The organism is Xenorhabdus anantnagensis (assembly GCF_028598555.1).
Classification (GTDB): domain Bacteria; phylum Pseudomonadota; class Gammaproteobacteria; order Enterobacterales; family Enterobacteriaceae; genus Xenorhabdus; species Xenorhabdus anantnagensis.
In genome coordinates this window covers 26,905-40,895 of sequence record NZ_JAQRFN010000018.1, presented here as the reverse complement: position 1 = coordinate 40,895, position 13,991 = coordinate 26,905, and the positions used below count along the sequence as shown (strand labels likewise).

The window sequence follows — 13,991 nt, the reverse complement described above, 5'->3', positions numbered from 1 at the left end:
GTTTTTCGTCCTAAATTTTTTCCCTCCCTGGAGGATAACCGTGTCTAAGCGTCGAGTAGTCGTGACCGGACTAGGCATGTTATCTCCTGTCGGCAATACAGTAGAGTCTTCTTGGAACGCTGTTTGTGCAGGACAGAGTGGTATCGGCCTTATCGAACATTTTGACACCTCTAACCATGCAACTAAGTTTGCAGGTGTGGTGAAGAATTTTAATCATGAAGATTTCAATATTTCGCGCAAAGAAGCACGGAAAATGGATCTCTTCATTCAGTATGGTATTGCTGCGGGCAAACAAGCTATTGAAGATGCAGGAATCGAAGTAACAGAAGCCAATGCTAGCCGCTTTGGTGCTGCTATTGGTTCTGGTATTGGTGGTTTGGGTCTGATTGAAGAAAATCACGGTACATTGTTATCGGCAGGGCCTCGCAAGGTCAGCCCATTCTTTGTACCTTCGACCATCATCAATATGGTGGCAGGCCATTTGAGTATCCTGTATGGTCTTCGTGGTCCGAGCATTTCCATTGCAACTGCTTGCACTTCTGGCGTACATAATATTGGCCATGCGGCTCGCATCATTGCTTACAATGATGCTGACATGATGCTGGCAGGTGGTGCAGAAAAAGCCAGCACAGAATTTGGTGTTGCCGGATTTGGTGCTGCACGTGCATTATCAACCCGTAATGATGATCCTCAAGGTGCAAGCCGTCCTTGGGATAAAGATCGTGATGGTTTTGTTCTGGGCGATGGCGCAGGTGTTGTCGTTCTTGAAGAATATGAACATGCGAAAAAACGTGGTGCAAAAATCTATGCTGAAGTTGTTGGCTTTGGCATGAGCAGCGATGCTTACCACATGACATCACCTCCTGAAGATGGAGCGGGTGCTGCTTTAGCAATGCAAAACGCTTTGAAAGATGCGGGAGTTTCACCAGAGCAAGTGGGTTACATCAATGCTCATGGTACTTCAACATCAGTTGGTGATATTGCAGAAGCGCGTGCCGTGGAGTCTGTTTTTGGTGAAGGCACTAAAGTATTGGTGAGTTCAACCAAATCAATGACAGGTCACTTATTGGGTGCTGCAGGCGCTGTTGAATCTATTTTTACTATTCTTGCTCTGCGTGATCAGATTGTTCCTCCAACCATTAACTTGGAGAATCAGGATGAGAACTGTCACTTGGACTTAGTTCCAGGTGAAGCGCGTAAAGTTGAAGGAATGGAATACGCATTGTGTAACTCTTTTGGTTTCGGTGGCACTAATGGGTCACTGATTTTCCGCAAGATCTAAAATCACTTTGTGTCTATAAAAAGCCTCAACGTTTGTTGAGGTTTTTTTATACCTGTTTTTTATGGTTGTTTTTTTATGATGATTTTTGTGAATTATTTTTATGAACTGCTTTTATGAAATGTCTTTGTATGGGTTTTTTGCACTGTAGAGACTCCTATACTATTATAACGCCCCTTATAAGCTGAGGTTGTCACGCTTTTTATCAAAAATAAGAAATTAAAATGACGTATTGGATTAATGGTAATCAGTGCGATCACTTACCTGTTAATGATCGTGCGGTACAATTTGGTGATGGCTGTTTTACCACAATAAGAGTTGAACAAGGATTACCGGCCTTGTTACCTTTGCACATAAAACGGTTGCAGAAAGGCGTTGAAAAACTATTTATGCCAGCACTGGATTGGTTTCAGCTTGAGACCCATATTAAACAGGTTGTAAAAGGGTGTGAATCAGGTGTTTTGAAAGTCATTCTTTCCAGAGGCACAGGAGGTCGTGGCTACAGTTTTGATGACACGATTAAGCCCACACAGATCCTGTCTTTGAGTTCATATCCTGAACGATATATTGCTCAGCGCCAAAAAGGTGCTTCATTAGTTCTTAGTCCTATTCCAATGGGAATTAATCCTTATCTGGCTGGCATTAAACACTTAAATCGTTTGGAACAGGTTTTAATCAAGCAGTTCATTGAACAATCCAAAGCAGATGAAGCTCTGGTACTTGATAGTGATGGCCTATTGATTGAATGCTGTACTGCCAATATTTTCTGGCGAAAAGGAAAAAGTGTTTATACTCCTGATATTAGCCAGTGTGGTGTGGAGGGTGTCATGAGGCAAAAGATAATCGAATTGTTGGCAGAAAGTGATTATAACTTATTATGTGTCATGCGTTATCCTGAAGCTTTGGCTCATGCAGATGAGGTGCTTATCTGTAATTCCTTAATGCCAGTGGTTCCAGTAGACCAAATTCAAGCGCATGAAAATCAACCTGCGTGGAAATATCAATCAAGAGAGTTGCATGAGTATTTATTACCTGAGTGCTTAAGACCTTAGCTATTTAGTACTCATCATTTTCGTACTCATCATTGAAGCACAGATAAAAGTGATTACCGAATGAAACTAAAAAAGCGCATTTTCATTCTGCCCGGATTGATTATTGCGATCGCTGTGATCGTATTCTTTTCTTTCATGAAGAAAATACAAAACTTTGCTGCTCAGGATATTAATCTCAGTCAAGAGATGATATTTACTGTGCCGGTGGGAACTGGGCGCACAGGTATGGAAGCTTTACTGTCCCAGCATAAACTTATTGAAGATAATCAGTTACTGCCATGGTTATTTCGATTTAAGCCAGAGCTGGCGAAATTTAAGGCCGGAACTTACCGCTTGCAAAAAGGTATGTCCTTAAGAGACATTTTGCAACTGTTTGCCAGTGGTAAAGAAACGCAATTTCCCATTCGTTTTGTTGAAGGCAGTCGTCTTTCTGACTGGTCAAAAATATTGCAGAATGCGCCATACTTAAAGCATGAAATAGAAAGTAAAACACCGCAAGAACTGCTTGATACTTTGGGCATAAATGATACTTTGGGCATAAAAGAGAGCAATTCACTGGAAGGTTGGCTTTATCCTGATACTTATATGTATACCGCTGGCACGAGTGATGTGGAATTACTCAAACGAGCCTATAACAAAATGAAAACAACAGTAGGGCAGGAATGGGAAAACAGAGAAAAGAATCTGCCATATAAAAGCGCTTATGAAATGTTGATCATGGCCTCTATCATTGAAAAAGAGACTGCAATTGAGTCTGAACGCACTAAAGTTGCTTCTGTATTCGTGAATCGTCTACGGTTAAAGATGAGATTACAAACTGATCCGACGGTGATTTATGGATTGGGAGATAAATATACGGGTACAATTTTTCGCAGCAATCTCAATACCTTGACACCCTACAATACTTATATGATTGATGGATTACCACCAACCCCCATCGCCATGCCAGGTTTGGCTTCAATTAAGGCAGCGGCACATCCTGCTGTCACGGAATATTTATATTTTGTTGCGAATGGCGATGGTGGTCACACATTCACCACTAATCTAATAGAACATAATAAGGCAGTAGGTCTTTATCGCCAAAGGTTAAAGCAGGATAAATGAACAGTAAATTTATTGTAATTGAAGGACTCGAGGGCGCGGGAAAAACAACCGCAATCCAAACAGTGGTTGAAACTTTGAAACAGCATGGTATTTCTGATTTGACTCTGACCCGTGAACCGGGTGGGACACCATTGGCAGAGAAATTGCGCGAGCTGATTAAACAAGGTGTTGAGGGAGAATCACTGACAGATAAGGCAGAAGTTTTGATGTTATATGCTGCCAGAGTTCAATTGGTGGAAAATATTATCAAACCCGCTTTATTACAGGGTACTTGGGTTGTTGGTGATCGCCATGATCTTTCTTCTCAGGCTTACCAAGGAGGAGGCCGGGGTATTGATCAACATTTGATGGAGTCATTACGCGAAGCTGCATTGGGTGATTTTCGTCCAGATTTAACCCTCTATCTTGATTTACCCCCGGAAGTCGGCTTACAACGTGCTTGTGCGCGTGGTGAATTGGATCGCATTGAAAAAGAATCTTTAGGCTTTTTCCACCGTACCCGTACAAGGTATCTCGAACTTGTGGCAAAAGATGACAGTATCAAAACGATTGATGCAGCTCAACCACTGGAAAAAGTGCAGGATAATATTCGTAGTACCTTACTTAATTGGTTAGAAGAACAGGAAACACAGGCATGAATTGGTATCCGTGGCTCAATCATGCATACCGGCAGTTAGTTGAATTTCATCAACAGGGGCGTGGGCATCATGCTATTTTGCTTCATGCCCATGCTGGAACGGGTGCTGATGCATTGTTGTATGGCTTGAGTCGCTGGTTAATGTGTCAGAATAAACAGGGTATAAAAAGCTGTGGCAAATGCCACGGCTGCCATTTAATGTTGGCGGAAACTCATTCTGATTGGCATGTTCTTGCTCCTGAAAAAGGAAAAAATATTGTTGGAGTAGATGCTGTGCGCCAGCTCAGCGAGAGGCTTTATGAATATTCTCAGCAAGGAGGGGCTAAAATTGCCTGGCTCCCATCCGCAGAATTCCTGACTGATGCTGCTTCTAACGCCTTGTTGAAAACTTTGGAAGAACCGCCTCAAGACACGTATTTTCTATTACAGTGTCAGAATCCTATAAATTTGATGGCAACACTACGTAGCCGCTGCTTTTACTATTTTATTCCAGTACCTGAACCTTCGACAGGGCTTTATTGGCTACAAAATCAGCTTCCGGCTATATCCTTTCTGGATGCACAAACAGCGTTAAAGCTTTCTCAGGGAGCGCCATTGGCAGCGCAGCAATTGCTCCAGACTGAAAAATGGCAACAAAGAAATACGCTTTGTCAGGCGATTGAACAGGCGCTGTATAAATGTGATACCCTGTCACTTTTACCATTGCTGAATCGTGATGATGTGCAGCAATCTTTGCATTGGTTGATCAGCTTATTATCCGATGCGGTGAAATGGCGGCAACAGGCACAGAATTACTGTGTAAACCAAGATCAGCAAGCTTTGATTCGTTATCTTGCTTCTTCTCAAAGTGTGGAAACACTATTAAATACAGTTGATGATTGGGTACATTGCCGTCATCAATTATTATCTGTAGTGGGAGTCAATCGGGAATTGTTGCTAACGGAACAATTACTCAATTGGGAAAGACAGTTTTGTCCTGCACAGTAACTTATTTAGATATGAGCATATTATGTTTTTAGTTGATTCGCATTGTCATCTCGATTGCCTTGATTATGAAACACTGCACAAAAGTGTCGATGATGTTGTGGCGAAAGCCGCAGAGCGGGATGTGAAATATATGTTGGCCGTGGCAACGACGTTGTCTGGTTTCCAGCAAATGAAGGGTTTGATTGGTAAACGAGAAAACGTAGCATATTCCTGTGGTATTCATCCATTGAATTTGGATGAAGGTTACAATTTCGAAGAACTTGCCCGGTTGGCTGCGGATGAAGATGTTGTCGCAATGGGGGAAACAGGTCTGGATTATTTTTATCAGAAAGAAAATGTTGAACTCCAGAGAACTTCATTTCGTGAACATATCCGTATTGGCCGCAAATTAAATAAGCCGGTGATTGTACATACCCGTGAAGCAAGGGACGATACATTGATGGTGCTGCGGGAAGAAAAAGTACAAGAATGTGGTGGTGTACTGCACTGTTTCACGGAAGATAAAGAAACGGCAAGGGCTTTGCTGGATTTGGGTTTTTATATCTCTTTTTCTGGCATTGTCACTTTCCGTAATGCTGAGCAGATCCGTGAAGCGGCAAGATTCGTGCCACTTGATCGCATTCTGGTAGAAACTGACTCACCTTATTTGGCGCCTGTTCCTCATCGTGGCAAACAGAATCAGCCAGCTTATGTACGTGATGTTGCTGAATATATGGCAGTATTGAAAGGGGTCAGTATTGATGAATTGGCTGCGGTAACGACAAGAAATTTTTGTGAACTGTTTCATATTGATATTAAAGAAAGCTAAGCTAGCCATGACACTTTGTGTTTTTAAGTATCAGTATTTGGGTTTAGGGTTTAACATTTAGATTCAGTACCCGCTTTTAATAATTGGTTCATCTTTCATGATAATAAAGGAGAAGTAAGATGGCAGAAGAAACTATTTTTAGTAGAATCATTCGTCGAGAAATTCCTGCAGATATTATTTATCAGGATGATTTGGTAACAGCATTCCGTGATATTTCCCCTCAGGCACCAACACATATTCTGATCATACCTAATATACTGATCCCAACGGTTAATGATGTTACCGCTGAACATGAACTTGCTTTGGGACGTCTATTTACCGTAGCGGCGAAAATAGCAAAAGAGGAAGGTATTGCAGAAGATGGCTACCGCTTGATCATGAACTGTAATCGTCATTCAGGACAGGAAGTTTTCCATATTCATATGCATTTGGTTGGTGGCCGTCTATTAGGGCCGCTATTAGCAGAATAATAAGCTGGCAGAATAATCTAATTGACGAGTATCGGTACAAGATAGCGATGTAACTAGGGTAGATTAATGAAAAGAATTCTCTTTGTCATGTTATCAGTAATGTTGCTGGCGAGTTGTGTATTGCCAGTAACACAGCAGCCTGCTCCTATTACACCGACGGAGCCAGAGAAAAAACCGGAGCCACCGGTAGAGCCATCAGAAAAGGTTCCCCAACCTCCTAAGATTCAGTCTATTAATTGGAATAATATTGTTCAGCCATTGGTGGATCAAATGGTTCATGCTAATGGTTTGGAAGTGGGGAAATTACTGCTTGTTGATTCTGTCAAGAACAACACTAATGGCTCATTACGAATTCTGAAAGCCACAGATGCGATTACAGATGCAATCAGCAACAAACAGGTTTTTCAGATTGTACCGAAATCTCGAGTCCATGTGGCTAGATTGGCACTGGGATTATCATCGGAAGATAGTTTGGGGTTGCGCAGTAAGTCTATTGGGTTGGCTCGTTATTTAAATGCCGATTATGTTCTCTATTCCTTTGTCTCTAACAATCATGGCCAGCGTAACCTGGAAATGCAGTTAATGCTGGTTAAAACTGGCGAGATACTCTGGTCAGGTCGTGGCGACGTTAATTAATGGTCACTCTTGGTTATGGTCATTCTTTGTTAAAAGTGTTATGGCAGTTATGGCCTGATATTCCGGTAGCGTCGTGGGAAATTAGGCCATTAACGGGTCTGACGCAGGCAAGTTACTATATTACGAATGGTGTGCGTCAGATGGTTGGACGCACTCAAACACCGCATAGTGGGACACTTGGTGTCGATCGTCAACGAGAAAACCAGATTTTACGTCGGTTATCTTCTACAGGTATTGTGCCTAAAGTAGTGGCTATGCACGAAACCTGGTTATTGCTTGAGTGGCTCACTGGAACACAAATAGAGTCTGATACATTGGGGCAGCCAATTTTTCAGCAATCATTGGCTCAAACACTTGCTATTCTTCATAGTCATTCTCCATTGGGCTATCCGCTTCAATTAAAAAAACAAATTGCATTCCAGTGGCAGCAGATTGACAGAAAACGCTTATCTCCTCATTGGTTGCGCTTACATAAATTTTTTATGACAACCAAAATGCCTGCCACTTTAAAGATAGCGCCAGCTCATATGGATGTTCACTCTGATAATCTATTAATGACCGAAGAAGGGTTAAAATTGATTGATTGGGAGTATGCTGCGGATGTCGATATCGGTTTTTCATTGGCTGCGCTGTTCAAGGGAAATCAATGGGATGAGATGCAGCAACAAACTTTTTTGGATTATTACTGCACCCAAGCATCAGGATATTCAAATCCGCAATTATTGCAGCAACAAATTAAGCAATGGGAGCCGTGGGTCAGCTATATGATGCTGATGTGGTATGAAGTGCGCTGGCAGCAGACAAAAGAACAACAATTTTTATTGCTGGCGCGTCCTTTGCGTCAAGCTTTTAAACTGTCGTAATGAATTTAAACTAGCACTGTGCGCTGGTGGAACAAATTTTCAATTAACGATAATTAATCATAGATGGCGACCAATAAAGAGAAGTGAGGAATGCTATGGGGCCAGTAATGTTAGATGTTGTTGGCTATGAATTGGATAGCGAAGAACGCGAAATTCTACAGAATCCATTAGTGGGCGGTTTAATTTTATTTACCCGCAACTTCCACGATACAAAGCAATTACGTGAATTAGTTCGTCAAATTCGTGCAGCTTCCCACCATCGTCTGGTAGTTGCAGTTGATCAGGAAGGAGGGCGTGTTCAGCGTTTTCATGAGGGCTTTACGCGTCTACCTGCGGCACAATCTTTTGCTTGTGTACAAGATATGCAAATGGGAGCACATCTGGCAGAAGAATCTGGCTGGTTGATGGCATCAGAAATGATCGCAATGGATATTGATATCAGTTTTGCACCAGTATTGGATTTGGGACATAAGTGTACAGCAATTGGTGAACGCTCATTTCACGAAGAGCCTGAACCAGCAATGATAATGGCAGAAAAATTTATTAAAGGTATGCATTCTGCGGGAATGAAGTCGACGGGGAAACATTTTCCGGGACATGGTGCAGTGACAGCGGACTCCCATAAAGAAACGCCAAGGGATAATCGTTCAATGGATGCTATTAACTGCCATGATATGGTGATTTTCCGTGATTTCATTCAACGTAAATTGCTGGATGCCATTATGCCTGCTCACGTTATTTACCCTCAGATAGATCACCGTCCTGCAAGTGGCTCACCATATTGGTTAAAATCCATACTCCGCGAGCAATTGGGATTTGAAGGCGTCATTTTTTCCGACGATTTGTCCATGGAAGGTGCAGCGGTGATGGGCAGTTATGCCGAACGGGCTAAGGCATCATTGGATGCGGGTTGTGACATGATTTTGGTGTGTAACAATCGAGAAGGAGCCGTCAGTGTGTTGGATAACCTTCCGATGATTGACTCGCCTAAAATTAAACGGTTATATCATCAAGGCAAGCAATTTAGCTTGGAAGAATTACAGAAATCTGAACGTTGGCAAAAGGCTAATCAAGCATTACATGGTTTGTGTGAAAAATGGTTAAGATGTGAATAATTATTCGATTATGTAAATTTTTCTCAATAAAACAAGAATAGGATCACCGTTGGTGCTTCTATTCTTATTTCGCATTTCGCATTTCGCATTTCGCATTTCGCATTTCGCAATTTTCCCCAGCTTTATTCCAATACTTTCCCCCTTCAATATTTTCTTAACAATATGGTTGGATATACTCCAAAAGTCGTATTCACATAACATTAACATTTACAATGTTAATTATTCATAAACCTGATTTATATCTAATTAATTGAAAACCAGTGTGTAATTTTTGTGATTGACGTCTAATTAATCAAAAGAATTTGATTGGCGCTATTTTTGGTATGACCAACTGACCTGCCATGATATTCTGGAGATATTTGCAGTATGAAATTTGTTTAGCCTGATGTTATTTAAGGACGTTATTCAAGATTTTTTACTCAAAGAAACGGGTTTAGCACCTTACATAACATTAGTTGTATTTTCAGTGGGGTAGTCATGACAACGCCAAAGACAAGAATTGTCATCATTGGTGGGGGCGCTGGTGGTTTAGAGCTAGCAACGCGTTTGGGACATAAATTAGGGCGTAAGGAAAAAGCCGAAATTACTTTGGTAGATCGCAACAACAGCCATCTATGGAAACCATTATTACATGAAGTAGCAACAGGTTCTCTTGATGATGGTGTTGATGCATTGAGTTATTTGGCTCATGCAAGTAATCATTATTTCAATTTCCAGCTAGGTACACTCACGAATATCAATCGTGAGGAGAGGAAAATTACTCTGGCTGAAATTCGGGATGAAGGCAGTGATTTGTTAGTACCAGAGCGTGAGCTGGCTTACGATATTCTTGTCATGGCACTGGGCAGCCAGTCTAATGATTTTGGTACGGCTGGTGTGAAGGAAAACTGTATTTTCCTTGATAACCCACAACAGGCACATCGTTTCCACAATGAGATGTTAAACTTGTTCCTGAAATATTCTGCAAATCAATGTGCAGAAGAAAAAGTGAATATCGCGATTGTTGGTGGTGGTGCGACTGGCGTAGAGCTTTCCGCGGAACTATATAATGCGGTTAAGCAATTTAACAGCTATGGCTTTGAAAGTCTGAATTCAGATGCCTTGAATGTGACTTTGGTTGAAGCGGGAGAGCGAATTTTGCCTGCATTGCCAACACGTATTTCCAGTGCGGCCCATCAAGAATTGACTAAACTGGGTGTTAAGGTATTAACCAAGACCATGGTGACCAGTGCTGATGAGCATGGGTTGAACACAAAAGATAGTGAGCAGATTAAAGCTTCTCTGATGGTTTGGGCTGCGGGAATTAAAGCGCCTGACTTTATGAAAGATATTGGCGGATTGGAAACAAACCGCATCAATCAATTAGTTGTGAAGCCGACTTTGCAAACCACACTGGATGATCGTGTTTTCGCTATTGGGGATTGTGCATCATGCCCGAAAAAAGAGGGTGGCTTTGTTCCTCCTCGTGCCCAGTCTGCTCACCAGATGGCAAGCCGTTGCTATGACAATATCTTGGCATTGTTGAATGAAAAACCATTAAAAGAGTATGTTTACAAAGATCATGGCTCATTGGTTTCATTATCTAAGTTCAGTACTGTTGGTAGCCTGATGGGGAACTTGATGCGTGGTTCAATGATGGTTGAAGGCCGTATTGCTCGTATTGTTTATATCTCTTTGTATCGTATGCATCAGGTAGCTTTACATGGATATATTAAAACAGGCTTGATGATGCTGGTTGGAGGAATTAACCGCGTGATTCGTCCACGACTGAAATTGCACTAATCAGCTAGAAAATGGCTCGTCTTAAAGTAATTAATTGAGATGAGCCATTTATCTCTCTATTATATTAATTGTTATACATACCATAATTATTCTTCCCTAAATTTATCTCAGTCATTTATTATGATGAGTGAGGCTTCATTTAAATTAAATACAGATTTCGTTTTAGTTAACTCATTATTGTTATATGTGATAAATTATTAAATAATGATCTGTAATTATATTGATCTAGTATCCAAGATACACTTAATTGACTTAGCTATGCATGACTAATTAATCGATAACTTAATAATTTATCAGTGGATTTAGTTAATCGTTGCAATAAGGTGGGTTTTAGTTAGATTACTGTAGTATCAGAATTTTTCCCAGTCTGTAGTATTAGAAATATTAAAAATGGTATGTATCTTTTATTTTTTGTATTTTTGCTATGTTGGCTGTATTTGTTCAATTTTTATTTGCTATTTTGCTCTGGATTATATGTAAATAGAAGCGATGTGGGGCTTGAGTGTACATTTTTATGTGGCAACTTGCATGTGGACAAATGACTAATAATTTTATTATATTAATGGAATGGGATTTTTCTCAAATAATGAATTTGGCGCATTTTTAGCTCCCTTCAAATATTTGGAAAATATTTTTCCAATCAAATTGTGTGGAAAATTATTAATATATCAAGGTGCTATGTGGTTAAACGAAATAAAATACTGTACATAATGGGTGCTATAATTGCTATTGTTGCCATCATTGGGGCGATCGCAACGTTTTGTTTTGAATCTCCACGCCCTAGCGTTGCGCAAGTATTATCTTCGAATCCTATCAAATCAACGGTTGTTGTTCGTCAATCCTATTGTCATATTGCGGTGTTTCCCATCCCTGCCACAGTAAAAGATATTTTAGGGAATAGTTCGATTGAATATGAATATCGTATTTTAACCCTTCTTGATCATTTGAAAGTAAAGAGGGAATATCCTGCTTTAACCCATTCAGTGTTAAAAAACTGCACAGAATTTAGTTTTAAGAAACCACGTGTTGTCGCGTATGACGTAAATTATGTCATTGGCGAGGTGCCAGGAAAAGTTAGGATCGAGTACAAGCCTGATGATACTATCCCTTTAAATGAGAAAGGTCAGTTAATTCTGAAATCATATTCACAACAATGATCTTCTTTTGCCTCTTAGAGGGGTGCCCATTCCCTAGAAAAGTCCACTTACTTTTAATCATTGCATTATCATAGATGTCTGAAATTTCAGCATCCGGGAGAAGCTGAATACGTTTTATAGAGTGTGTGCACCAGAATCCCAGATTTTTCAGTTCCCAGTGTGGTCATAATGAAAGCATGGGGATTCGATTATTTTCAGAAACCCCATTGAGAATGGTTGTCAGCTAAAAAGGCTAAAAACAGCAATACCAAAACTACCAAGACCGACTAATAGAACCATCAAATTAGAAAAAGAACGATAGGGTCGTAGTGGTTCAACCAAGTACGTTGATAGAGACGGTAAAATAAACAAAATAAGCGCAATCATAGGTCCAGTGATGCCTGCGATAACGTTCAGAGTATTCGGATTCCAGATAGTAACCATTAAAGTAAGGAAAAAAATGATAGTTATGCCGATCAACTTATCACGCACTTTATTTTCTTTATGATGGAGAATTTTACTCTCCAATGCTCCGACTAATCCTCTGACTCCCTCCAATGCCCCAAAGTAAGTTCCTAAGAATGATTTTGTCATAGCAATGATAGCAACAGGGGTTGCCGTTATTGCTATCCAATACAAGCCTTCTTTCTGCGCGATCGCGCTGAGAATGGTAATATTGTTGTCTTTGGTTGCCTGTATTTCCTGAGGTGATAACGTTAAAACACAAGTAAATACAAAGAACAAAATGACTATGCAGATTAGCGCATAAGTGGGTTTCACAATCTGTTTAATGTGGTATTCCGCATCTGTTGTATAGGCGCGTTTACAGTAGTTAGAAAAAGTAGACATGATTGGAGTATGGCTGAAAGAGAATACCATAACTGGCATTAGTAACCAAAGTGCTCTCATTGAATCCAGGTCAATGTGAATATTGCTGATAAGATGTTTAATGTTCGCGCTATCCCATTGAAATACAAGCGTCACAGATAATGTCAGCAGGTAAAGAATGAGTGGAAGAACTAACACGCCCATGAATTTCAGTGTGATTTTTTTACCCAATAAGAAAATTAGGTGTAACCCTAGAACGACCATCAATGCTGTCAGTGTTCGTGGAAACTGAATCTGCCAAAATTGCTGTAACAAAATGTTAACAGAATTGGTGATAGATATTGCATAAACAAAAATAATAAGCAGGAAAGTTAGTGCGTAAAAAAAGTTAATGATACGAGCTATTCTGATCCCGTAATATTGTTTGGTTGCACTGAGTAATGTGGGAGAATGGGAATTGCTGGTAATGATATAACGTGCAAGACCTAGGTGAGGGTAATAGGTAAATGGGAATGCTATTAATAGCATAACCAACATAGCAAGTGGTCCGGATAGTCCTAATTGTATAGGGAGAAACAGGGTTCCTGCGCCTACTGCCGTTCCGAATAGTGCATAAAACCAAATATTGTATTCATGAATCCATTTTTGTTCCGTCTTCAAGTACGTCTCCTACTAAGTTTATAGTTTTTCATGTTTTCCTAAACCAGGATAAAGATAAATCTTTTCAGGAAAAACAGTGTGCTAACCACCGCCACTACACACTGCAAGCCATGCAATAAACCGATATTGCAGTCGGCTATTAACGTTTTCTAGTCTGTCACAAGCTGCCTTGAGTCTTTTATCCAGTGCATGAAGGTGTTGCGTTGCCGCGTTATTCAGTCATTGAGTGCTTTCTCTGAGTCGCCGTAGCCCTTCATCGCGAGTCTGACTGTTGGCGACGATCAGTGCCTTTGTCGCTTTCTGGATTTCTTCCGCGATGCATTTCGGGCGCTGTATACATTCAAGATGCTGGTTGCAGGTATTCTGCCAGTTCTCATGAAGCTGTATCAGACGTGCTTTACGGGTTTCAATGGTCAGTCGGAATAGGCTTTCTGACAGCCCCCGTATTCGGGCTTTTTGGGGTTATAACGTCGGAAATACTGTTCAGAGTCACTGCGAATAGCATCATTGATGCGGACAGAAAACATCAGGTGGACAGTGTGGCTGCTCCCCTCCGTCTGCGGAGGTGGAAACGTGAATAGATTAAGGCTTCAAACCCCATTAAGCGCGCCCTCTGCATTATTGCACTTTTCGG

The 13,991-nt window shown here is 40.8% G+C and carries 13 protein-coding genes; 12 read left to right on the top strand and 1 reads right to left on the bottom strand.

Annotation, left to right across the window (positions count from 1 at the left end; all coding sequences use genetic code 11):
• The first annotated feature begins 40 nt into the window (after positions 1 to 40).
• The 12 genes from fabF (at position 41) to umoD (ending at position 11,890) form a co-directional block, all read left to right on the top strand.
• Positions 41 to 1,282 (top strand): beta-ketoacyl-ACP synthase II, encoded by a 1,242-nt coding sequence (fabF, locus tag PSI14_RS13660; RefSeq protein WP_273576408.1) that lies wholly within the window; start codon positions 41 to 43, stop codon positions 1,280 to 1,282.
• A gap of 221 nt (positions 1,283 to 1,503) precedes the next feature.
• Complete coding sequence (pabC, locus tag PSI14_RS13655) at positions 1,504 to 2,331, top strand: aminodeoxychorismate lyase (protein WP_273576407.1); 828 nt, start codon at positions 1,504 to 1,506, stop codon at positions 2,329 to 2,331.
• Positions 2,332 to 2,391: 60 nt separating this feature from the next.
• Positions 2,392 to 3,435 (top strand): endolytic transglycosylase MltG, encoded by a 1,044-nt coding sequence (mltG, locus tag PSI14_RS13650; RefSeq protein ID WP_273576406.1) that lies wholly within the window; start codon positions 2,392 to 2,394, stop codon positions 3,433 to 3,435.
• Complete coding sequence (gene tmk, locus PSI14_RS13645; protein ID WP_273576405.1) at positions 3,432 to 4,073, top strand: dTMP kinase; 642 nt, start codon at positions 3,432 to 3,434, stop codon at positions 4,071 to 4,073. Before mltG ends, tmk begins: the two co-directional genes overlap by 4 nt.
• Positions 4,070 to 5,059, top strand: coding sequence for a DNA polymerase III subunit delta' (gene holB, locus PSI14_RS13640; RefSeq protein ID WP_273576404.1), 990 nt, complete (start codon positions 4,070 to 4,072; stop codon positions 5,057 to 5,059). Before tmk ends, holB begins: the two co-directional genes overlap by 4 nt.
• Positions 5,060 to 5,081: 22 nt before the next feature.
• Positions 5,082 to 5,867, top strand: coding sequence for a metal-dependent hydrolase (locus PSI14_RS13635; protein WP_273576403.1), 786 nt, complete (start codon positions 5,082 to 5,084; stop codon positions 5,865 to 5,867).
• A gap of 119 nt (positions 5,868 to 5,986) precedes the next feature.
• Entirely contained in the window at positions 5,987 to 6,337 is a 351-nt protein-coding gene (hinT, locus tag PSI14_RS13630) for a purine nucleoside phosphoramidase (protein WP_273576402.1), read from the top strand.
• A 66-nt stretch (positions 6,338 to 6,403) separates the two neighbouring features.
• A complete protein-coding gene (lpoB, locus tag PSI14_RS13625; RefSeq protein WP_273576401.1) occupies positions 6,404 to 6,973 on the top strand; it encodes a penicillin-binding protein activator LpoB in 570 nt (189 codons plus the stop codon).
• A complete protein-coding gene (locus PSI14_RS13620; protein WP_273576400.1) occupies positions 6,973 to 7,836 on the top strand; it encodes a phosphotransferase in 864 nt (287 codons plus the stop codon). Before lpoB ends, PSI14_RS13620 begins: the two co-directional genes overlap by 1 nt.
• Positions 7,837 to 7,931: 95 nt before the next feature.
• Complete coding sequence (nagZ, locus tag PSI14_RS13615) at positions 7,932 to 8,951, top strand: beta-N-acetylhexosaminidase (protein WP_273576399.1); 1,020 nt, start codon at positions 7,932 to 7,934, stop codon at positions 8,949 to 8,951.
• A 477-nt stretch (positions 8,952 to 9,428) separates the two neighbouring features.
• Positions 9,429 to 10,733 (top strand): NAD(P)/FAD-dependent oxidoreductase, encoded by a 1,305-nt coding sequence (locus tag PSI14_RS13610; protein WP_273576398.1) that lies wholly within the window; start codon positions 9,429 to 9,431, stop codon positions 10,731 to 10,733.
• A 680-nt stretch (positions 10,734 to 11,413) separates the two neighbouring features.
• The gene (gene umoD / locus PSI14_RS13605) at positions 11,414 to 11,890 is read left to right on the top strand and encodes a UmoD family flagellar biogenesis regulator (RefSeq protein ID WP_273576397.1); all 477 of its coding nucleotides are present in this window, start codon (positions 11,414 to 11,416) and stop codon (positions 11,888 to 11,890) included.
• Positions 11,891 to 12,109: 219 nt separating this feature from the next.
• Here umoD and PSI14_RS13600 read toward each other — a convergent pair whose 3' ends face one another.
• Positions 12,110 to 13,357, bottom strand: a complete 1,248-nt coding sequence (locus tag PSI14_RS13600; protein ID WP_273576396.1) for an amino acid permease — start codon at positions 13,355 to 13,357, stop codon at positions 12,110 to 12,112.
• Between the last annotated feature and the right edge of the window lie 634 nt (positions 13,358 to 13,991).

What these genes read in the sequence shown, in the direction of transcription:
- pabC (WP_273576407.1), top strand. Translation starts at nt 1,504, where the DNA reads ATGACGTATTGGATTAATGGTAATCAGTGCGATCACTTACCTGTTAAT.
- mltG (WP_273576406.1), top strand. Translation starts at nt 2,392, where the DNA reads ATGAAACTAAAAAAGCGCATTTTCATTCTGCCCGGATTGATTATTGCG.
- tmk (WP_273576405.1), top strand. Translation starts at nt 3,432, where the DNA reads ATGAACAGTAAATTTATTGTAATTGAAGGACTCGAGGGCGCGGGAAAA.
- holB (WP_273576404.1), top strand. Translation starts at nt 4,070, where the DNA reads ATGAATTGGTATCCGTGGCTCAATCATGCATACCGGCAGTTAGTTGAA.
- PSI14_RS13635 (WP_273576403.1), top strand. Translation starts at nt 5,082, where the DNA reads ATGTTTTTAGTTGATTCGCATTGTCATCTCGATTGCCTTGATTATGAA.
- hinT (WP_273576402.1), top strand. Translation starts at nt 5,987, where the DNA reads ATGGCAGAAGAAACTATTTTTAGTAGAATCATTCGTCGAGAAATTCCT.
- lpoB (WP_273576401.1), top strand. Translation starts at nt 6,404, where the DNA reads ATGAAAAGAATTCTCTTTGTCATGTTATCAGTAATGTTGCTGGCGAGT.
- PSI14_RS13620 (WP_273576400.1), top strand. Translation starts at nt 6,973, where the DNA reads ATGGTCACTCTTGGTTATGGTCATTCTTTGTTAAAAGTGTTATGGCAG.
- nagZ (WP_273576399.1), top strand. Translation starts at nt 7,932, where the DNA reads ATGGGGCCAGTAATGTTAGATGTTGTTGGCTATGAATTGGATAGCGAA.
- PSI14_RS13610 (WP_273576398.1), top strand. Translation starts at nt 9,429, where the DNA reads ATGACAACGCCAAAGACAAGAATTGTCATCATTGGTGGGGGCGCTGGT.